The 21148-nt window shown below is 60.1% G+C and carries 16 protein-coding genes; 11 read left to right on the forward strand and 5 right to left on the reverse strand.

What is annotated here, in order from left to right; all coding sequences use genetic code 11:
- Positions 1-234: 234 nt before the first annotated feature.
- Complete coding sequence (locus JFC13_RS01025) at positions 235-2235, forward strand: HNH endonuclease signature motif containing protein (protein ID WP_232488027.1); 2001 nt, start codon at positions 235-237, stop codon at positions 2233-2235.
- Positions 2236-2259: 24 nt separating this feature from the next.
- Here the strand turns inward: JFC13_RS01025 and JFC13_RS01030 are convergent, their stop codons facing one another.
- Positions 2260-2946 carry a response regulator transcription factor gene (locus JFC13_RS01030; protein WP_198395259.1) on the reverse strand — a complete coding sequence of 229 codons (687 nt, stop codon included), beginning with the start codon at positions 2944-2946 and terminating at the stop codon, positions 2260-2262.
- A 170-nt stretch (positions 2947-3116) separates the two neighbouring features.
- Positions 3117-4394: a sensor histidine kinase gene (locus JFC13_RS01035; protein ID WP_332839302.1), complete on the reverse strand. Its 1278-nt coding sequence runs from the start codon at positions 4392-4394 to the stop codon at positions 3117-3119.
- A 375-nt stretch (positions 4395-4769) separates the two neighbouring features.
- On the opposite strand from JFC13_RS01035, the gene JFC13_RS01040 reads away from it, so the two are divergent.
- The 4 genes from JFC13_RS01040 to JFC13_RS01055 all read left to right on the forward strand — a co-directional run bounded on the left by JFC13_RS01040 (position 4770) and on the right by JFC13_RS01055 (position 9454).
- The gene (locus JFC13_RS01040) at positions 4770-5723 is read left to right on the forward strand and encodes a DUF4352 domain-containing protein (protein ID WP_232488028.1); all 954 of its coding nucleotides are present in this window, start codon (positions 4770-4772) and stop codon (positions 5721-5723) included.
- A 270-nt stretch (positions 5724-5993) separates the two neighbouring features.
- Positions 5994-7433 carry a sensor histidine kinase gene (locus JFC13_RS01045; RefSeq protein ID WP_198395260.1) on the forward strand — a complete coding sequence of 480 codons (1440 nt, stop codon included), beginning with the start codon at positions 5994-5996 and terminating at the stop codon, positions 7431-7433.
- Entirely contained in the window at positions 7430-8215 is a 786-nt protein-coding gene (locus JFC13_RS01050) for a response regulator transcription factor (protein ID WP_198395261.1), read from the forward strand. The genes JFC13_RS01045 and JFC13_RS01050 overlap by 4 nt, the downstream gene beginning before the upstream one ends.
- Positions 8216-8302: 87 nt before the next feature.
- A complete protein-coding gene (locus JFC13_RS01055) occupies positions 8303-9454 on the forward strand; it encodes a fatty acid desaturase family protein (RefSeq protein WP_232488029.1) in 1152 nt (383 codons plus the stop codon).
- Positions 9455-9585: 131 nt separating this feature from the next.
- Here the strand turns inward: JFC13_RS01055 and JFC13_RS01060 are convergent, their stop codons facing one another.
- Positions 9586-10413, reverse strand: coding sequence for an MBL fold metallo-hydrolase (locus JFC13_RS01060; protein WP_198395262.1), 828 nt, complete (start codon positions 10411-10413; stop codon positions 9586-9588).
- Between the two features lie 213 nt (positions 10414-10626).
- On the opposite strand from JFC13_RS01060, the gene JFC13_RS01065 reads away from it, so the two are divergent.
- From JFC13_RS01065 to JFC13_RS01090, 6 genes are all read left to right on the forward strand, one after another.
- Positions 10627-12759 carry a CocE/NonD family hydrolase gene (locus JFC13_RS01065; RefSeq protein ID WP_198395263.1) on the forward strand — a complete coding sequence of 711 codons (2133 nt, stop codon included), beginning with the start codon at positions 10627-10629 and terminating at the stop codon, positions 12757-12759.
- A 6-nt stretch (positions 12760-12765) separates the two neighbouring features.
- Positions 12766-13719 (forward strand): ABC transporter substrate-binding protein, encoded by a 954-nt coding sequence (locus JFC13_RS01070; RefSeq protein WP_198395264.1) that lies wholly within the window; start codon positions 12766-12768, stop codon positions 13717-13719.
- A 7-nt stretch (positions 13720-13726) separates the two neighbouring features.
- A complete protein-coding gene (locus tag JFC13_RS01075; RefSeq protein ID WP_198395265.1) occupies positions 13727-14770 on the forward strand; it encodes an ABC transporter ATP-binding protein in 1044 nt (347 codons plus the stop codon).
- The gene (locus JFC13_RS01080; protein WP_198395266.1) at positions 14767-15486 is read left to right on the forward strand and encodes an ABC transporter permease; all 720 of its coding nucleotides are present in this window, start codon (positions 14767-14769) and stop codon (positions 15484-15486) included. Before JFC13_RS01075 ends, JFC13_RS01080 begins: the two co-directional genes overlap by 4 nt.
- A complete protein-coding gene (locus JFC13_RS01085) occupies positions 15486-16148 on the forward strand; it encodes an ABC transporter permease (protein WP_198395267.1) in 663 nt (220 codons plus the stop codon). Before JFC13_RS01080 ends, JFC13_RS01085 begins: the two co-directional genes overlap by 1 nt.
- Before the next feature lie 90 nt (positions 16149-16238).
- A complete protein-coding gene (locus tag JFC13_RS01090; protein ID WP_332839303.1) occupies positions 16239-18041 on the forward strand; it encodes an ABC transporter family substrate-binding protein in 1803 nt (600 codons plus the stop codon).
- Positions 18042-18050: 9 nt separating this feature from the next.
- Here the strand turns inward: JFC13_RS01090 and JFC13_RS01095 are convergent, their stop codons facing one another.
- Positions 18051-19739, reverse strand: a complete 1689-nt coding sequence (locus JFC13_RS01095; RefSeq protein WP_198395269.1) for a DUF885 domain-containing protein — start codon at positions 19737-19739, stop codon at positions 18051-18053.
- 137 nt (positions 19740-19876) lie between these two features.
- Positions 19877-21067 carry an ABC transporter permease gene (locus JFC13_RS01100; protein WP_198395270.1) on the reverse strand — a complete coding sequence of 397 codons (1191 nt, stop codon included), beginning with the start codon at positions 21065-21067 and terminating at the stop codon, positions 19877-19879.
- Positions 21068-21148: the final 81 nt, after the last annotated feature.

Here is a 21148-nt window from a genome sequence, read left to right on the forward strand (position 1 = left end):
GTTCGCTGCGAATCGAGCGTCACCAATCTTGGCAGTGCATCTGCTGAATACGACCAAGCGCAGCTGAAGGTATTCGAGCTCAGTGCGGGAGTCATCCTCGAGCAGGTCATCCAGCACCACGGAGCCGACGTTCCTGAAGGGGACGACCCGTACACGTTCGCCACGATTGCCGGCTCGGTCGATCGATGCCCAAAACCCTCAGAAGAGGAACGAGTCAGAGAAGCCAACCTACGTATGACCGTCAGCGATTTGGCTTGGAACTCGGGACCGCCGGAAGAATTCGACCTCGACGAGCCCTGCGCCGAGCTCGTACTCGTTGTCGACACCTCGACGGCAATGATGGCCTACGATGCCGAATTTGCCCAGAGCCTTCGAACGCCCACGGTTGAACCCGAGCCAGAAGCTCCTGAACCTCCGGACTTCCCCGGTTTCGAGCCCGACACCGACTTCTCGCGGTGGATCCACGACAATGTGTTCACCGAGGACCTCGTTGAGATCTCGGCAATCTTCGGAACCTCAACGCCGCGCACCTACCGCCGCCTGACTGCCGCGATGACGGTGATACACGGTCTCCCACGGTTCGCCGACCGAGTCCGAGACGGCGAGTTCACGCAAGCTCATGTTGATGCCGCTGCCGACCTATGCCAAACGGTTGCCATGCGATTCCTGCCCCGACTGGACGAACATCTCTCTGTCAGAAGAGCAGATGTGACGAGCGAGTACTTCCGAACCGCACTGCGCAAGAAGATCCAGCTCCTCGAACCTGCAGAAGACCGGGCAGAAACAGCCGCCCGTCGACGGAGAGTCGATGTCGACACATTCAAGGATGGATCGGCATGCATGACTCTGACAGGGCCGGCTGCTGAGGTCCATGCCAGCTTTCAGCGCATCCAAGCCATGGCGCGAGCGATTCATGCGGGACAGGCCAACACGTTCAACCTGGCGCCCGGTGTCGAGGTCATCGACGAGCGCACCATCAGCAATCTCATGTTTGACATTGCGACCCGGCCACAGCCGAAGCTGAGCATCAGGGTCAAACGCATCGACCCGGTGACGGGAATCCAAGGCACTACAGAATCGTCGCTTCTTGATGACAAGGGAAGCCCTCTGTTTGATTTCGATGATCAGGGAGTCAGTGGGCTGACCGATTGTGCGAAAGATGCCGCAGGGACGTCTCCGAAGGGCACAGCCTTTTCCCCCGCTTCGCCACCGCAAGAAGAGATCACAGAATATGACGTAACGGTCGGCATGCCCACCGACCAGTGGTGGATAGCGAACCAAGCCGCCGTCGTGGTCACGGTCCCGTACCTGACGTTGACCGGCGAATCAGAGCTTCCGGGAACACTCGCTGACGGTTCGCCGGTGCCAGCAGAGACAGCGCGACGCATCGGTGCCCGTTCGAAGACGCTGACGAGAATACTGACGGATCCGGCGACAGGCACACCCATCGACGCGAAGGCCACCACCTACAGAATTCCGAACGATGTTCGGAGAACACTCATTGCCAAATGGGCGATCTGCACAGTGCCGGGGTGCAGTCGAAAGGCGGAGAAGTCGGAGATCGACCACGTCATTCCATTCGACCATGACCATCCTGACCAGGGTGGGCTCACTCGCTTCAGCAATCTGCACTGTCTCTGTAAAAAGCACCACGCGGTGAAGACTGCCCGAAACTACTCAGTGCGGATGCCGGAATCTGGACTGGTCGAATACGAGTTCTCCCATGGTGTGACAACCACGGTTGCGGCTCCCGACCAGCCCGTCGACGCAGCTCAAGCCATCGAGTTCTACGCACTGACTGGTATCAGTCCCAGAAAGTGGCGATTTCCCAAAGACAAGGTTCCTCCACCGCCGTACGTCCTTGAACTCATGCCCGGTGAGACGACGATTCGAGAACGCGACGAAGCGAGGCAACGCGAGCAAGCAATCGCCGACCATCAGCGACAACTGCAGGAGAGCTATGACCTGGCGAAAGCCAAGCGTCGACAATTGATGGTCGATCGGATGTCGGACTGGCAGAACGCGGTATTCCAACGCTGCCTGCCACCGGGACCGAACCCGGTGACTATGAAACGGCTGCCGCGAGGTCGCCGCAGGAATCAGCCGTACCACCGACTGAAGAAGTCAGGCGACTACCGTACGTCGAAGATCGAGTATGTCCGGATCAAAAGGGCCTGGCAAGAGGCACGTGTGCAATGGGAACATGATCTCGCGAAAGATCCGCCGCCATTCTGAGCAGGCTGGAAACGACGAGACCGTTCAGATGATGCCGGAACCCGTGGTCAAACCGGACCGCTCGACGAGGACAGCGATACGGACCCGGTTACTGGCATCGAGTTTGACGTTCACCCGGTTGAGATGAGTCTTCACGGTGGCCTCGCTGGAGTAAGTCGCCTCGGCGATCTCACGATTCGACAACCCCCGTGCGACGAGGACAGCGATCTCGCGTTCTTTCGCTGTCAGGGTGGAGATGAGCGCGGCGGCATCGCGTTTGGTCCGATGATTCTGTTTCGCTGTGATCGCTCTGATGATCCGCAGCGTCGCCTGCGGTGCCAGAATCGACTCACCGGCATGAACCTTCCTGATGGCCTCAGCAATCTCCGCAGGACCGATGTCCTTGAGGAGGAAGCCACTGGCACCTGCTTCGAGAGCGCCGAAGAGATAATCATCGGAATCGAAGCTGGTGAGAGCAATGACTTTGGGCGGCCGCACACTGTTGGTCAACCGCGCAGTTGCTTCGATGCCACCGATTCCGGGCATCCGCACATCCATGAGCACGATGTCAGGGAAATGAAGTGAAGCCTGCTCCAGTGCACCTTCGCCATTGAGAGCAGTTGCAACCGTGTCAATGCCCTCGGCGACCTGAAGTATGGCCTTGAGCCCAGTCAGCACCATCGGGTCATCGTCGGCGAGGAGGACGCGGATACTGGGAGAAGTCTGAGCCATGAAAACAGACTACAGGAGGCCCAGGACACGACAGCGGCGAAGCCGTGCGGGCACAGCATCGGGAGGGGAACGGCGCCACAGAAGAGCGCCGTGACGCAGGTGATGAGCGTCCCAGAGGTTGGTCAGCCCTGAGACTGGTCAGCCCTCAGGTCGGTCAGCGCTGAGCCTGGTCAGTGTTGAGACCGGCGTTCGAACGGCGGGAAGGATACGTCGACGACGAACAGCCCCTCACGCGGTCCGATGCTGACCATGCCCGAGAGCAGGTGCGTTCTTTCACGAATTCCCTCGAGCCCGGCTCCCGAACCGCTCGTCGATAAGTCCGACTCCGGATCTTCGTTCGTCCTGGTCGTCGGCAGCGCGTTCGATACGACGATGCGCGCTCCCTGGTTTGCCGAAACGCTCAGGCTCAGATCCACAGGTGCACCGGGGGAGTGCTTCAACGCGTTCGTCAGCGACTCCTGCACGATGCGATAAACCGCTCGGTCAAGCACCGTCGGCGCACTCTCAACGTCTTGCATGATGATTGACGGACGAATCTGCGTGCCGGTCGCCTGAACCGAGGCGATGAGCTGCGGGATGGAGTCCATGGAGGGCAGGCTCGGCGGAGTCGACGTCGGTCCCAGTCGGCTCTGTTCGCCGAAGTTTCCTTCACGCACACCGCCGACGAGGTGGCGCAGATCGTCTAATGATGCACGTGCCTCTCGGCGCAGGGCAGAGGCGACGGTCGCCACCTCGGCGTCATCCTGAGTTCCGACTTCCAGCGCCCCGGAGTGCAGGGAGATGACGGACAACCGGTGGGAGAGGGTGTCGTGGAGCTCGCGGGCCAGGAGATTGCGCTCGGACTGGCGAGCTAGTTCCGTAGACAGCGATTCGCTGCGTTCGGTTTCACGCTGGGCGATCGTCTCGACGGTCTTCATTCTGCGAGTCCGGCGCAGCAGCAGTCCGAACCCGATGCTCACCCCAAGTCCGACGACGCCGGCGATGATCGTCATCAGATTCATCGCCAGCAGAGAGTCCGCAGGTGGGGCAGAAGCTTCGACGTCGGTGATCACCGCAGGATCACCCACGATCATGAGGCCGAATGGGTTGAGAGCAGGAGGCAGGAGACAGTGACGGATCACTCCGGCGATGACGAGCACCGACCCGATGACGGCGGTGACGACCATCCGCACCCGAGGTCCGCGGATGACGATATGGAACAGGCCGATGAGGAGCAGGAGCCCATCGCCCCAACCCGCGGCGAGGAGAGCCCCGGCGATGAACGGCACGAGGGGCCAACGACGACGGACGAAGACGCTGAGCCAAACGAGACTCAGCAGCAGGACCACGACGATTCCCGTGTTCGTGAGTTCACCGTTGCTGCCGAAGGCCCACGGGTTCGCCTGCAGCGCCATCGCCGAAATGAATAAGCCCGTCACATAGGCGATGACGCCCACAAGGATGCTCACCGCCAGTTGGGCTCCGTGCCGGAGACGCCGTTTGCGTTCCGAGTGCGAGGCAGCACCCGGATGTGGCGTCGCAGAGGCAGCAGGCATCGGTGGCTGGGCCGGCTTCGGTGGGACGGAGGAGCCATGATGCGGCGGCGGGAACGGATGAACTGTCACAACAGGAATCGTAACCGCACGGGCTGACACCGGACGTCAGCCATCAGGCTGGCGTCGCCTGGCCGATCGATGATCGAGGTCGAGCCGAACGGTTGATGTCCAATCTTCGCCGAGGCGGAATGCTGAAGGAGTATCAACGCGAACCTCGCTATTTCATTTGCGCCAGCTGCTTCGACCCGCCTTCCAGCGGAGCGCGGCGCTCATCATCAAAGGAGCATGATGTCCACTCACAATGACCCACACACGCAGCCCGGTGCTCAGCCGCAAGCACAGCCCGGTGCTCAGCCTCAGCCGCACCCTGGAGCCCAGCCTCAGCCTGGTGTCAATGCGCAAGGTTCCACCTACCGCGTGCCTGGTCCACAGATGGCCGGCTCGCCGATGGCTGACCCGCAGGCGTCCGGTGACCCGGGTGCTGGACATCCGAGCGCGGGCCCCGCAGGAGCCAGCGGCTATGGTGGCCCCGGTGGGTACGATTCTGGTGCGTTTGGCCAGGGCGCCTATGGACCCGGTGGTTACGGCCCCGGTGCCTATGGTCCAGGCAGCTCAGGACAGAAACCGCCGAAGCGGAAGAAGCCGCTGCTCAAACGCTGGTGGTTCTGGATTGTTCTCATCTTGGTCGTCGTCATCATCGGAAGTGCCATCTCCGGCGGGGGAGACGATTCGGCAGAGAATACCGAATCCTCTGCTGCCGTCGCCGAGGATGAGGCGGCAAGCGGTGACAAGGCGAAGGAAGAGCCTGCCGCGGACAAGGCGGCCGAAGAAGACGCTGCTGCCAGCTACGGCATCGGCGATGTGGTGGCCGCCGATGACTGGGAAGTCACCGTCAACTCGGTCAAGGACGGCGTCTCCTCAGTCGGCGACGAGTACCTGGGCGCAGAGGCCCAAGGCCAGTTCGTCACCGTCAACCTGTCCGTGAAGAACACTGCTTCGGCGCCGGACTTCTTCTGGGAGGACAACATCAAGCTCGGCGACGAAGCTGGGAACACTTATTCCGCGGACTCGGAAGCCGGACTCTATGCCGACGCTGATTCCATTCTCTTCGCCGAGGAGATCAACCCGGGCAACACGGCTAAGGGCGTTCTCGTCTTCGACGTCCCCGCCGATGTCTCACCGGACAAGCTCACCTTCGAAGGTGGACTCTTCGCTGATCCGATCGAGATCTCACTGGGTTGAGCGACATGGTCAGACCGGGCCGACTGGCAGAAGCCAGGGACCACCTCGGCGGTCTCTGGCTTCTGCTTTCCCATTTTCCGGTTCATCGCAGCGTCCTCAGGTTCAAAGCGGTGTTCTCAAGTTCAATGCGGACACAGATTCGAGTTCTCACGGGACGCTTAGCCGTGTTTGCTACTGTCACACTGACGAAGTGTGCCAGGTGAGTCGACCTTTCGGGTCGATGAAGGACCGAATAATCGGCGCAGGGCCGCAGAAGGAGAACCGGAATTCGTGCTGTTCAGCAAGCTGTTCGACAGATTCCTACCACCGGACCGCAGATTCAACCCTGAGGCGCTGGCTTGGGTGGCGGTGATCTTCACTGCCATCGTGATGCTCGCCGTCGAGTCCTCGATCGCGGTGGGAGTCCATGAAGCCCCTGTGGCCTTGGCGTTCATCGTCACCGTGATCCACGCGGGGTCGATGCCGCTGTCGATGCTGCGCCCGCTCTTCGGCGCGATCGTCTCCGTCATCGCCTGCGGTGCTCTTCCGCTGCTCGGCCCGTACCTCTCGGGCGCTCCCTGGCCATGGATGGTGCCGATGATGATCACCCAGATCCTCATCATCCTCATTGTGGGGCTCCGTGCTCACTGGGGTGTGGCCTTGGCCGCGCTGCTGGCGAGCATCGCAATCTCAGCGGCGGCTGCCGTCTTCGGGCATATTCAGTACCCCGAGAGCAGGTCGGAATCCTCGATCGTCAACATCGTCATCTTCTCCTGCATCGCAGGTGGCTTCTATGTGGCCGCAGTCATCGTCCAACAGTGGCATCTGATCCGATCGCAGCTGCTGCAGGAACAGGAGAATACCGCCGAGGAGCATTCGAAGCGCGTCGTGGTCGAGGAGAAGACGCGGATTGCCCGCGAACTGCACGACATCGTCGCCCACAGCATGTCGATCATCAACATCCAGGCCTCGAGCGCACCTTTTCGCCACCCCAACATCGACGCAGACGTGGAGAAGGAGTTCGAAGACATCTCCATCTCCGCCCGCCACGCCCTCACCGAGATGCGAGGACTGCTGGGAGTTCTGCGCAATGACGATTCGGGCCAGCAGCTTGCACCTCAGCCGAAGTTCTCCGAGGTCGAAGGTCTGGTGAAGAAGGCACAGCAGGCTGGAGTCAACGTCACCATGGAACGCAGCGGGGGACCGCTGGATCGCAGTCTGCGCGACAGCACCGGGCTGGCCGGATACCGCATCGTCCAGGAAGCGCTGAGCAACGCCATCCGCCACGCCACCGAATCCCAGATTCACATCAAGATCGACAGCGGCGGCACCGCCCTGTGGATCAATGTCGGCAACACTGCCGGGAAGGGCCCGTCGGAGGCGGCGAAGAACGAAGTCCATCGTCATCAGGGCCTCATCGGGATGCGAGAACGTGCGGCCTCGGTCGGAGGCGAGCTTCGAACCGGCTGGACCAGCAGCGGCGGTTTCGAAGTCGAGGCCGTGCTGCCGCTGGCCGTGGCCGATTCGCCTAAGGGCGATTCCGGTAAGCGTGATTCGAGTAAGCGCGATTCGAGCGAGCGCGAAGTACTCGCTGACTCAGGCCCAGATTCAGACATAGCCACAAATTCAGAATCAGACTCAAACGACACAGGCATAAACGCAGACGGCTCAGACATAAGCGCAGACGACACATCAGATCAATCGCAGGGTGATGAGAGGAGCAACGCGTGATTCGCATCGTGATTGCTGATGATCAGGCAATGGTTCGAGCAGGCTTCGCCGCGTTGTTGGACGCGCACCCCGACATCGAGGTGGTGGGTCAGGCGCAGGACGGCGTCGAATGCGTCGGCCTCGTCGCCGAGCTGAAGCCTGACATCGTGCTCATGGATGTGCGCATGCCGGAGCTCGACGGCATCGAAGCCACCCGTGAGATCCTCTCGGCCAGATCGCGGCAGGCGGTCCGGCAGACGACGAACCCGCAGACCATGAACCCGCAGACCATGAACCCGCAGACCACGAACCGGCAGGCGTCGAAGTCGGCATTGAGCACTCAGGACACCAGCGCAATCGACGATGACGTTCCGCGCATCATCATGCTCACGACCTTCGACATCGACGACTATGTCTTCGATGCGATTCGTGCCGGTGCCAGCGGCTTCCTCCTCAAGGACGCCCCACCCGACGAACTCGCCGAGGCGGTGCGGGTGGTGGCATCGGGTGATGGCCTGCTGGCCCCGAGTGTCACCCGCCGAGTCATCGAGCACTTTGCCGCAGGACCGCAGACATCGAATGCGGCCGCCCTGCCCGACCTCACCGACCGCGAACGCGAGATCCTGGTACTGGTGGCACGAGGTGAGACCAACACGGAGATCGCGGCCTCACTGTTCATCGCAGTGCAGACCGTCAAGACCCATGTTTCGCGAATTCTCTACAAACTCGACGCCCGAGACCGCGCTCAGGCAGTCATCGCCGCCTACGAATCCGGGCTCGTCGTGCCCGGCGCCCAGGTCTGATGACGCAACCCCCTACCTGGGTAGGGGGTGAAATACGGTGCTCTGGGGTGATGCCAAGACGATGATCAACCTCGTACCGTAAGTAATATGGAACCAGTAGATGTCGTGAATAGGTCGCTGTCGACGCCCACTCTTGGAAAAGAGTCAAGGGCCGAGGTGCTGGAGCAGAGGCGAGCCAATCGCGGTACCGATAAGCAGGAGTTCACCAGCGATTTCAGCGCGCTGATGGCTCAGGTCAAAGAGGCCGGTCTGCTAGCACGACGCCCCGGGTGGAATACGCTGCGCTTCGTCCTCCTCGGACTCTCCTACGTCGTCGCCTTCGCGATGCTCTTCCTCATCGGCGAGAGCTGGTGGCAGATGGCCACAGCAGTCGTCTTCGGAATCCTCTTCACCCAGACGGCATATGTCGCCCACGACGCAGCTCACCGTCAGATCTTCACCAACGGCAAGGTCGGTGAGTGGGTCTCCACCATTGTGGGCAACCTGTTCATCGGTCTCAGCTATGGCTGGTGGCTGAAGAAGCACAACGCTCTTCACCACGCCAACCCGAACAAAGCCGGAGTCGACGGCGATATCGCACCGGGCGCCCTGATCTTCGACCCTGATGATGCTCAGGGGCTTACCGGAGTGCGGAAATGGTTCGCCTCACACCAGGGATGGTTCTTCTTCCCGCTGCTGACTTTGGCGGGCCTGCAGCTGCATGTGAACTCAGTCAAGGCGATCCTCGTGGGACAGTCCTCGATCAAGCGCCGCTGGATCGAAGGCATCTTCATCGGAATCCGCGTCATCGGCTTCCCCCTCATCGCCATCTGGGCCGCCGGCCCCCTCATCGGCAGCGTCTTCTTCATCGTCCAGGTCATGGTCTTCGGGCTGCACATGGGCGGTTCGTTCGCTCCCAACCACAAGGGACAGCCGATCGTTCCCAAGGACGTGAAGATTGACTTCCTGCGCCGCCAGACACTGATGTCACGCAACATCTCGGGAGGTCGTCCGATGGGCTTCCTCATGGGCGGACTCAACTACCAGATCGAACACCACCTGTTCCCCAGCATGCCCAGCGTCAACCTGCACAAGGTCCAGCCGATGGTCCGCGAGTACTGTGCTCAGAAGGACATCAAATACACGGAGACGACGCTCTTCGAATCGTTCGGCATCATCGTTCGTTACCTCAACCGGGCCGGACTCGGTCAGGCTGATCCCTTCGACTGCCCAGTCACCGCGCAGTTCCGCTCACGCTGATCTTCACAGCATCGCTGGATTCTCCGGCCAGGTCCGTCAACTCGGACCTGGCCGGTTTTTCGTGTTGTGGTTCGGGCCTTACAGGAGCATTCCGGGCGGGGGCTTTCTGAGCAGGAACTCGAGCCGTCTTCTCAAGTGAGCTTGTCGTGGGCCCCTGAGACCCATTCGGCGTAGCGTTCGGCCGAGGTCGCCACAGCCTCCCTGGCTCCACTCGAGATGGTCTGCCCGAAGTTGCCGTACATCCGATCGAAATCGAGGTCAGCCACCGAGGCAGCGATGCGTCTGACAACACCTGCCGACAGCGGCAGATAATTGGGGAAGCTGCGCATGAACGTCACCCACCCTGAGCGGGCGACCGGTGCGATCGTGTCTCCACTGAGCATGACGCCCTGGCCGTCCTGGCCGGTCCACATGGCCACCGCGCTTCCAGGGAAGTGACCGCCTATGCGCATCAATCGGACACCGGGAACAGGTTCAGCAAACTGATAGTAGCGCCAGATGTTCATTCCTTCGCGCTGGACCCAATGGGCATCTGCACGGCAGACGAAGATCGGGGCATCGTCGAAGGCCGCGCTCCACTCGAGCTGCAGGCCGAACATGTGAGGATGACTGGCAGCGATGGCCTGAACTCCGCCGAGGTCCGAGACTGCGGCGATGACGTCCTCGTCGATGTAGGGCGGGACATCGAAGAGCAGATTGCCATGCTCGGTCTGAGCCAGATAGCACGTCTGACCGATGCCCAGCTTCGGCTCCACACGCAACGCGTAGAGACCTGGTTCGCGTTCGACGATGGAGACGCTGTGGTGTTCGAACTCAAGTTGTTCACGCGTCGTCCAGTCCTGCCCGGACGTCGGCAGCCACTGGCGATCATCCGAACAGATCGGACACACATCCGGTGGAGGCGTGCTCGTCTCGACACCGCACGTGCGGCAGATCGTCACGTTCGTCAGTGCTGTCATCGGTGTGTACCCCCTGCACCCGAGGATAGTCGTCGAGTGCAGGTGGGGCCAGGTGACCGGTGTCAGGTGTGGCTGGATGACATCCATATCACTGAGCGAAACAACTGAACAGCCATGCAGTTACTGCTGTTAGCCTCGGGCACTATGGCAACAACTTCTTCGCACCAGCACACACGTACAGAACCACCAGCCGATGCCACGGAGGAATCCTCTGTGAGCAGCAATTGCGCACCTGCCGACCGATACCGCACGAACCCTCGCGGCGTTGACGTCATCGAGCACACGCGCATTCCCCTGTCAGACGGAGTCGAACTCGCCGCCCGGATCTGGCTGCCGGACGATCTCAATGACAGTCAGGTTCCAGCCGTCTTGGAATACCTCCCCTACCGCAAAAACGACATGACCGCTGGTCGCGACCAGACGATCCATCCCGAATTTGCCCGCGCTGGCTACGCCAGCATCCGCGTTGATATGCGCGGCTGCGGGGATTCGACCGGGATCATGACGGACGAATACTCCGAAACCGAACTTGATGACGGGCTTCAGGTGCTCAAATGGATCGCAGCTCAGCAGTGGTCAAACGGTAAGGCAGGAGTGATCGGAAAGTCGTGGGGCGGATTCAACGGGTTGCAACTCGCCGCACTGCAACCACCAGAATTGGCTGCCATCATCACAATCTGCTCCACCGACGATCGTTTTGCCGACGATGTTCATTACAACGGCGGTGCCATAGTCGGCGACCAAATGCTCTCCTGGGCCTCCACCATGTGGGGATACAACGCACGTCCACAGGATCCTGCGGTCATGGGCGAGGGCTGGGCGCAGGACTGGAAACGTCGGATCGACGAAGCACCGGTCAATATCAACGACTGGCTCAGCCACCAGCGCCGAGATGACTACTGGAAACATGCTTCAGTCTGCGATACCCCGGAAGCCATCCAGGTTCCGATCCTTGCCGTCGGCGGACTTCTTGACGAGTATCGCACTACCCTCTTCCGGCTGATGGAGAATGCGAACCACCAGCGTGAGACGAATCCCGACTACCCGCCGGTTCACGCACTGCTCGGCCCCTGGGCGCACAACTATCCGCACCAGGCAGCACCGGGACCGGGAATAGACTTCATCGCCGAAGCTGTGCGCTGGTGGGACCAGTGGATGAGTGGAATCGACAACGGAGTCAAGGACCAGCCGCAATTGCGTGCCTATGTCCCTGACAGCGCCCCCGTTCACACCGACCGGGAGACTCGACCGGGACGCTGGGTTGCAGAGAGCAGCTGGCCCTCACCAGGAATCGACGACGTCAGCTGGGACGTGCAGGACTCGACTCAGGCAGGTCCCCGTCAACTGCGCAGCACCGAGCTCATAGGCTACAACGCCGGCAGCTGGCTGCAGTTCGGCGAGGCAGCGGGCATGGCCGGTGACCAGGCCGTCGATGACGCACGTTCCTACACCGCAGACTGGGATCTTCCTGCGGGCCTGGAAATCGTCGGCACCCCGAGCCTCAAAGCGACACTGACTTCGAGTTCAGACCGCGGAGTCATCGCAGCCCGCATATGCGACGTCGCTCCAGACGGCACGTCACGACTGGTGACCATGGGCCTATTTAATCTGACTCATCATTCCTCCCATGAACATCCCGAACCTCTGGCACCGGGCCAAGACGTCACCATCGACTTCCCGCTCCTATCCACCGCCCACCGATTCCTGCCAAGCCACCGTCTGCGCTTGAGCATCTCCGCGAGCTTCTGGCCCATGCTCTGGCCGTCGCCCGAAGAGACTCTCCTAACGGTCACAGACGATCCGGAGCTTCGACTGCCCGTGCGCAGCGTCGACTCGGCCGAGGCCGACGCCGAGACGTCACGGGAACTCACCGACCACCTCGGCGTGCCTCCGACCCCGCCAGTCTCCACGATCGATGCGTCAGGGCCGCCCATGACCCGCACGTTGGAGACTGATTTGGTCAATCGCAGTGCGACCGTGACCACTGTGTCCGAGGGCTGGCAGACTAACTCGAGCGACGGACTCTTCTATTACACGCTCGAGCGTGATTCGTATGAGCGCAGTGAAACCGATCCTCTCTCGCCAACAGCAATCTGCGAACGAGTCATCCGCTACCGGAGGCCCGCGCTTGCGGATCCTGTCAGCAGTCAGGCATTGCTGCAGCAGGCCGATGCCGATGCGCTCACGAAGGATGATCAGGGATGGGATGTTGAGCTGCGGACACGCAGCACCATGAGCGGTGACACAGCGAACTTCCTCGTGACCAATGAACTCGTTGCCTACAAGGACGGAAGGCAATTCCATTCGCGGACGACTACGAAGACCGTTCCGCGCGACCTGAACTGAGCAACGATGTACAAACTGAATAGACACACACTCGATCGGCGCCGAGCACTGGGAACGCTCGGCGCACTCAGCGTTGGAATAGCAGCGGCTACGCTGAGCGGTTGTACCGCCACCACGGCCAGCGTCGGTGGTGCCAAATCAGGAGCTGCCAGGCGCAGGATCACCATCGGATCCAAAGGATTCGCTGAGAGCTGGATCATGGGCGAACTCTACGCTCAAGGGCTGCGAGCTCGCGGATACCAAGTGGATCTGAAGACGAACGTCGGGTCCAGTGACATCATCAATACCGCACTCCAGTCGGGCCAGATCGACATCTACCCCGAATACACCGGGGTCATCGTGGTGAATTGGGTTGGCACTGACACTGCGTTGGGCACAGCCGAGGAAACCTATGACATAGCGAAGAAGTGGGAGAACGAGCATGGAGTGACCACACTTCAGGCCACACCCTTCGAGAACAAAAACGCGATCGCTGTGCGTAAGGAATTCGCCGACGAACATGGGCTGAAGAAGGTGTCCGATCTCAAGGGCATCGAAGATTTCACCTACTCGACGTACCCGGACAATGTCTCCGGAGCAATCGGGTATGAGGGCATCGTCGACACATACGGTCTGACGAACATGAAACTGAAGACTCTGAGCATCGGACTGAACTACCAGGCAATCGAACGTGGCGAGATCCAAGCGGCAGACGTGTTCACCACCGATCCGCAGCTGCTCAGATCCGACCTCATCGTTCTCGAAGACGACAAGAAGCTCTTCGGATTCCAGAACGTCGTACCGCTGATCAGGGACGATGTCTTCAAAGACCTCAACGAGGACGCGCCCAAGTTCTTGAACAGACTTCATTCACTTCTGACGATCGACGCCATCCAGGCACTGAACGAAGCCTCCGCCATCAATAGGATCGACCCCGCCCAGGTGGCGAAGGTCTTCCTGCAAGAAAACGGACTGATGTGAGAACACAATGACACATTCCTCCACCGACCCGAAGACGACGTCGACCACGAACTCGTCCATCGTCTTCGACCACGTCACCAAGCTCTATCCAGGACAGAACGCACCCGCGCTCGATTCGCTTGACATCGAGGTGAAGTCAGGCGAACTCGTCTGCCTAGTCGGCCCGTCCGGTGGCGGCAAGACGACAGCTCTCCAGCTGGTCAATCGTCTTGTCGACCTCAGCAGCGGAGATATCCGCATCGGTGACCGAAGCATCATGGACATACCCGCCATCGAGCTGCGTCGAACTATCGGCTATGCAATCCAGCAGTCCGGTCTGTTTCCGCACTACACGGTGGCGGAGAACATCGCGATCGTGCCGAACATTCTCAAATGGGACAAGTCACGAACCACGCGCCGTACTGTCGAACTGCTCGAACTGGTCGGACTGACTCCGGTGGACAGCTGGTTGGGAAGGTATCCGTCCCAGCTCTCCGGCGGTCAGCAGCAACGAGTCGGAATCGCGCGCGCACTCGCGGCCGATCCTCCGGTCATGCTCATGGACGAACCCTTCGGAGCACTCGATCCGATCACCCGGATGGCGGTCCAGGACGAATTCCTTGAAATTCATAGGGCTGTCGGGAAGACGACCCTCTTCGTCACGCACGACATCGACGAGGCCATCAAAATGGCAGATCGGATTGCGATTCTCAAGCCCGGGGGCAAGCTGGCCCAGTACGACACTCCCGCCGAGGTGCTCACTCACCCTGCCGATGAGTTCGTCGCGGAATTCCTCGGTGCAGAACGTGGTCTCAAGCGCCTCGCCCTGACCACTGTCGCCGAGGTGCTCGTCGCCAAGGCTGAGCCCGAGCGGCCGGCTGAGTCCGATCTGCCTAAGGTCGAGGCCGACGTGACATTGAGGGAAGCACTGTCCGTGGTTTCCGCCGCTGGGGCACACGGTGCACGTGTGATGGAGCGGGGGAGCCACCTCGGCGACGTCACCCTGCACGATCTGGTCGATCCGCCAGCCAACGCCGTTGATGCGAGGAACGGGGAAGGTGTCGGATTATGAGCGGGATCGCACCTGCCGGCGATCCTGTCATCCCGGACTACGGACAGGCCTCCGAATGTGTGATCAACAATGGCCCGTTCTGCGGTGATTGGTTCGTCGACCAGTGGGCGACGGTCTTCTGGCCGCCACTGGTCGACCACATTTACATGGTCATCATCGCCGTCGTGATCGGATTCGTCATCGCATTCGCCGCCGCGCTGATCGCCTACCGAAAGAGGTGGCTGGCCGGGCCCATTGGGATCGTTGCAACGTTCCTGTACACACTTCCTCCTCTGGCTCTGTTTCAGCTGCTGGTTCCGTTCACCGGTCTGACGCTGCTGACCGTTGAGATCGCGTTGGTGTGTTTCACGTTGGTGATCATTTTTCAGGCAGTGCTCGCCGGTCTGGCGGCGGTCCCAGAAGATGTGAAGAGATCAGCGATCGGGATGGGTTTGAACCAGAGGCAACTCATGGTCAAGGTCGAATTGCCGCTGGCCTTACCATCGATCATCTCGGGTCTGCGCATCGCTACGGTGCTGACAGTGAGTGTGGCTACGATTGCGGCATTCGTTGTCGACAGCGGTCTGGGGTCGCCAATCCTCAAGGCCGTGTCGTCGCCGTTCAATACGCAGTTCATCGGGGCTGGAGCACTCGCGGTTCTCCTGGCCTTCGTCCTCGACGGACTGCTGGTGATTGTCGGCAGAGTCCTGACACCATGGATGAGAGCGAGGGTCTGATGAATGAAATATTCGGGGCATTTCCCTTCATCGCAGCCAACTTCGGGATGCTCATGGAGAAGACGAGCGAGCATATGCTCATCAGCCTCGTCCCATTGCTTGCGGCCATTGTCATCGGCGTGCCGATCGGCATCTGGCTCGGCCACATCCACAAGGGCGAATTTCTGGCAGTGAGCATCACCAACATCGGTCGCGCACTTCCCAGCTTGGCCCTCATCGCGATTCTCATCGGCTTCGTGGGCATCGGAATGCTCAACGCAATGATCGCACTGTTCCTACTTGCTTTCCCACCGATACTCAGTTACGCCTTCCAAGCCGTGAATTCTGCGGATCGTGATCTGACGAGAGCTGCGAAGGGAATGGGAATGACGCCTCTGCAAGTGCTGAACAAGGTGGAACTTCCCCTTGGCCTGCCGATGATCATCAGCGGCATTCGCACTGCGGCCGTGTTGACGGTGAGCTCCGCTACGATCGCTACGATCGCCGGCAGCGGCGGGCTGGGCGACGTTATTCTCAACCAAGTGGCATACGGGATCGAAGGCGTTCTCGCCGGTGCCGTTTGGGTTGCGATCTTGGCGATCCTCGTCGACCAGGTCTTCGCTCTGCTGCTGCGAGTGGCTGCGCCGACAGGGGTGAAACAGCTGCGGGCGACGACGGTGTGATGCCGAGTCCGCGATAGGAGACAGAGATACGTAACGACTCAACCAGCTGAGCATCAACTGCTCGATCATCTTTCACACACAGGAGTGAACGTGAAGAAACTTTTGACCACTATTGCAGGAGTTGCCGCGATGGCGCTCGTCGTGACCGGGTGTACGCCACCAGGGGGCAGCTCGGAGTCCTCCGGCACAGGATCGGTTCTCAACGTCGGATGGAATGAAGCATTTCGTTCGATGAACGACATGACCAATGACGGCAATGCCGTTGCCAACACGATCATCGCCTACATGATGAACGACAACTTCAAATATTATGATGATCAGCTTGAACTGCTCGACGGTGCCCTCGGCACCATCGAGAAAGTCTCCGAAGACCCGTTGAAGGTGAAATATACGTTCAACGAGGACTCCAACTGGTCGGATGGAACTCCTGTCGATGCCGTCGACCTGGCGCTGACCTGGGCTGCCCGCTCAACCAATTTCAATACCGTCGATGAGAACAATGACGACGACGGAATGGTGAAGAAGAATGACGCCGACACCGTCTATTTCGACTCGACGAGTGTTGGCGCGCCCCTGATCAAAGACTTTCCCGAGATCAGCAAGGATCGGAAGTCCCTTACCTTCACCTACTCCCAGCCCTTTGCCGACTGGGAGACAGAATTCGGCCTCGGCGCCTATGGATCGGGCGTTCCCGCTCACATCGTCGCTAAGAACGCCTTGGGCGCCGAATCTCCCGAAGAAGGAAAGACAGCGATCGTCGAGGCCATCAAGAACAACGATGTCAAAGCCCTATCGAAGATCTCGAATTTCTGGAACACAGGCTTCGATTTCACATCCATGCCGGACAACGAGGACCTTCTCGTCCACAGCGGACCGTACAAGATCACCGCTTTCGAAGAGGGGCAGTACCTCACCCTTGAACGCGATGAGGCATACACCGGGCCCGTTGACCCGAAAATTGACACCATCACGGTTCGCTACAACGGCGATCCCATGGGGATGGTCCAAGCCATTGAGAACGGCGAGGTCGACATCACTCAGCCTCAGTCGACGGCTGACGTCCTCAAAGCGGCTGAAGATATCGACGGAGTCAGCATCATCCCTGGTGAGGATGCTACCTTCGAACACGTCGACCTCACCTTCGACAACAATGGACCCTTCGACCCTGCTTCGTATGGCGGCGACGAGGACAAAGCTCTGCAGGTCAGACGCGCGTTCCTCAAAACACTTCCGAGACAGGAGATCGTCGATCGCCTGATCAAGCCGCTCAACGAGGGGGCAGGGGTCCGGGATTCCTTCAACCAGGCACCGGATTCCCCTCTGTACAAGGACATCGCGGAGGACTCCGGTATCTCGGATTACGACTCCGTCGACGTCGAGGGCGCGAAGAAGCTGCTCGATGAGGCAGGGGTGAAGGAGCCGACTGTCCGTTTCCTCTATGACAATACGAACGCGCGCCGTGAGCAGATCTTCCAGTTGGTCAAGGAATCGGCTGACAAGGCCGGGTTCGCCGTCGAAGATTCCGGGGACGTCAACTGGGGCACCCGCCTCGGTGATGGTACCTACGATGCGTCCCTCTTCGGCTGGGCCCTGACGACCACCGGTGTCACGGAATCGGATTCGTACTACCGCAAGGGCGCGCAGAACAACTACAGCGGGTATCACAACTCGAAGACGGCGAAGAAGCTCGATCAGATGCTCGTGAGCATTGATCCTGAAGAGCAGAAGACACTGGCCGCAGACATAGAGAAGCAACTCATCGACGATGGGTTCGGGCTGCCGCTCTTCCAGTTCCCTTCGCTGACTATCCACCAGGATTCAGTGAAGAACGCTTCGACGACCACTCTAGATCCGTCGATGTTCTGGAACTACTGGGAATGGGAAAAGGAGTAGCCGATGACGTCAGCGGCGCATGGCCTTTGACAAGGTGTCCAGTCCGAGCGACCCAAGATTGAGTGCCTTTGAGTGGAAGCCCTTGAGATCGAAAGTCTCACCGGCTTCCGCTTCGGCATCGTGTCGAATCTGCTGCCATAGGCGATGCCCGATCTTGTAGCTTGGGGCCTGCCCCGGCCAGCCCAGGTAACGGTCGAGTTCGAAGGCCAAGAATGTGCGATCCGTGGCGACATTGTCCTTGAGGAACTGCCATGCCTTGGCCCGGTCCCAGGTCCCGCCGCCCAAATGTGTCGGTGCTTTGAGGCCGAGGTGGAATCCGATGTCAAGTGCTACTCGTGTGGTCCGCAAGCGTTGGGCATCCAACATGCCGAGCCGGTCGGCAGGATCGTCCAAGAACCCGAGTTCTTCCATTAGCTGTTCGGCGTAGAGAGCCCATCCTTCGCCGTGACCGGATACCCAGCAGACGTGGCGACGCCAGCGATTGAGTGAATCGGCAAGGTAAGATGCCTGGCCCATCTGCAGATGATGTCCGGGGACTCCTTCATGATAGACGGTGGTCTTCTCCTGCCAGGTCGCGAATTCGGTGACGCCATGAGGCACAGACCACCACATTCGTCCGGGGCGGGAGAAATCCTCACTGGGCTGTGAATAGTAGACAGCGCCTGTGGCGGAGGGAGCAATCATGCACTCGATGGTCCGGAGCGGTTCGGGAATGTCGAAATGCGTCTGCCCCAGTTTCTCAATGGCTTCATCGGCGACGTCCTGCATCCAGGTTTGAAGTGCCTCGGACCCGTGCAGAGCGCGGTGCGGATCATTGTCGAGCAATGACATGACGTCGAAGAGCCCGACCCCTGGGGCGATGGCTTTCGCGATCGCTTTCTGTTCGGAGTCGATTCGGTTGAGTTCGTCGAGTGCCCAGCTGTATGTCTCTTCGAAGTCGATCTCAGCTCCCAGGTAGTTTCTGGAATGCAGTGCATAGTCGTCCCGACCACATGCTTCGTTCTCGTGCGCCCGAGTCATGAGCGTTGCGAAGTAGTCGCTCAGTTCTGCAAACGAGTCCTTGGCCGCAGCGGCCGTGGCAGCAAGGTCCTTTCGCAGCCCAGTCGAGAGGTTCGCGGCGCCTTCGATGAGTGTGTCGAATCGACTGTTCTCCTTCGCCAGGGCGAGTGACTGCTCACGAACACGTTCGATCTGGGCTTGAGCCGGGGTGCGGCCCATGCGCTGCTGCGCGTAGGTCAAAGATTCCTGATACCCAGATATTGACGCTGGCAGGCCGGCAAGCGTCGATTTGATCGTTTCCCAATCTCTCGTCGTTCGTGTCGGCAAGAGATCGAAGATATCTCTCATCTGTTGGACTGGAGACTCGATCACGTTGAGGACGGTGTGACTGAGGCCGCTGTCGAAGAGGTCATCGGCGACACTGAATCGTTCGCGCATAGCATCGATGGTCACACCATCAGTGTCATCCAGAATGGGAGAACCGTTCATCGGTGCAGTCGTTTCAAGGTCAGCGAGTCTGTTCAAGGCGCGGGCCCGGAGATCCTTCGCGGCTTCGAACCCGGCTGGGGAGTAGTCATCGAAACCTTTGTCGTTGTCAAGGCCAAGGAATAGGGGAATCGACGGATAGAGGTCTGAAAGTCCGTCGAAGTAGTCTTCGGCAATTCCATCGACGGTTGATGGCTCTTTCACTGTGTTCATTGAGGAACGGTATCGCAGGGGTGGAGCAGACGGCTGAAGGTTCCAGCTAGTGGATACTACTTTCGTCGGATGCCGACGCGGAGCCTAACCCTGTGCTTTCTGGGGCCGGCTCCACATCGTCGGGGAGAAGGGACAGGTCAGCTCACGGCAGACTGCGGCTTCGAGTGAGCTTTGAGGTGGCCGACGAGGATGAGGGCGATGCCCAAGGCGAACCAGCCGATGAGCGCCCACCATTGCATCGCCATGGGTGCATCCGGGAAGTAGGACAGATCGCGCAACAGGGTCCCCGAAGCGCCGGGGACGAAGAACTGGCCGATGTCTCCCCAGGCCCCTGCAAGGAACTCCTTCGGTGCCTGGAGTGAGGCGATCGGGTTGCCGATGAACATTGTGAGCACCGCGCCGATCGCTATGCCACCCGGACCTATCAGTGAGACGAAGCCGTTGATGAGTGCCGCTGTCGCCGCTACAGCAAGGCCGGCCGCCAGCACGTTGAGCCCGAAATTGCCCTGCAGAATGCCGAACCACGACTGCAGGACGAGAGTCAGTGCGAATCCGCCGATTGCGCCGTAGGCCACCACCGCGACGGCCCGCATGCGGCGTGAGTGGACGATCATGCTGGTCAGCACACCGCCGACAATTCCACCGATGGTCAGGGGCAGGCCGGCGATCGCGAGACCAGCACCGGTGGAGTCGTTGTCGTTGAGCGGCACGACGTCGGTGACCATGACCTGGGGTACCTCCATCGCCGAGGCGGCTGGGGCCTGTGTCAGGTTGCCTGGGTTTTGCTGTGGTGAGCCAGGATCGGGCTGAGACCCAGCTGGAGGTTGAGAGGCCGCTGCGAGTGCGTCCTGCATCTCCTTCATTCCGTCCTGCATGCCCGAGATCGCCTGCTTGTCGAGCCTCTGCTGCATCTGAGCGGCAATCCCACTCAGCTGCTGGGCAACAGGAGGGGAAGCGGCAGTCGAGGTGAGAATCTCTGGGTCGTCGCCAAGCACGAATGCCCCGTAGACCTCACGTTCACGGATGAGCTGCTGCGCCGCGGCGCGGGAGTCGACCTTCTTCAGATCGAGCATCCCATCGGGAGCATCGGCCGTGATCTGATCGATCTGTTCCTGATCGCCGACAGCCGCAATCGGAAGGTCTTTGGGATCAGATGTGACAGTCGGCCAGCTGAATGCGAGCAGGATGACTGTGACGATTGCCGCGGCGAAGACAGCGGCGAGCAGCGCCTGTTTGAGGCTGGGCTTGCGCGCACTCGTGGCGGCCGTGCTCGTTCTGCCGCGACTATCGTCGGTGCCGTCAGAGCTGCTGAGGATTCTCGTCTGCATGCCTGTCCAATCATTGAAAACGAATACTCGTTCTTTTTACTCTGTCGAGTATGATATATCAAGAATGATCATTCTTTTTTG

Source organism: Brevibacterium antiquum (genome assembly GCF_016107655.1).
In the GTDB taxonomy this organism is placed as follows: Bacteria; Actinomycetota; Actinomycetes; order Actinomycetales; family Brevibacteriaceae; genus Brevibacterium; species Brevibacterium antiquum.

Coding starts and splice junctions, on each gene's coding strand:
- JFC13_RS01025 (WP_232488027.1), top strand. CDS start 235: ATGACCGTCAGCGATTTGGCTTGGAACTCGGGACCGCCGGAAGAATTC.
- JFC13_RS01030 (WP_198395259.1), bottom strand. CDS start 2,946: ATGGCTCAGACTTCTCCCAGTATCCGCGTCCTCCTCGCCGACGATGAC.
- JFC13_RS01040 (WP_232488028.1), top strand. CDS start 4,770: ATGTCCACTCACAATGACCCACACACGCAGCCCGGTGCTCAGCCGCAA.
- JFC13_RS01055 (WP_232488029.1), top strand. CDS start 8,303: ATGGAACCAGTAGATGTCGTGAATAGGTCGCTGTCGACGCCCACTCTT.
- JFC13_RS01060 (WP_198395262.1), bottom strand. CDS start 10,413: ATGACAGCACTGACGAACGTGACGATCTGCCGCACGTGCGGTGTCGAG.
- JFC13_RS01070 (WP_198395264.1), top strand. CDS start 12,766: ATGTACAAACTGAATAGACACACACTCGATCGGCGCCGAGCACTGGGA.
- JFC13_RS01075 (WP_198395265.1), top strand. CDS start 13,727: ATGACACATTCCTCCACCGACCCGAAGACGACGTCGACCACGAACTCG.
- JFC13_RS01080 (WP_198395266.1), top strand. CDS start 14,767: ATGAGCGGGATCGCACCTGCCGGCGATCCTGTCATCCCGGACTACGGA.
- JFC13_RS01085 (WP_198395267.1), top strand. CDS start 15,486: ATGAATGAAATATTCGGGGCATTTCCCTTCATCGCAGCCAACTTCGGG.
- JFC13_RS01095 (WP_198395269.1), bottom strand. CDS start 19,739: ATGAACACAGTGAAAGAGCCATCAACCGTCGATGGAATTGCCGAAGAC.
- JFC13_RS01100 (WP_198395270.1), bottom strand. CDS start 21,067: ATGCAGACGAGAATCCTCAGCAGCTCTGACGGCACCGACGATAGTCGC.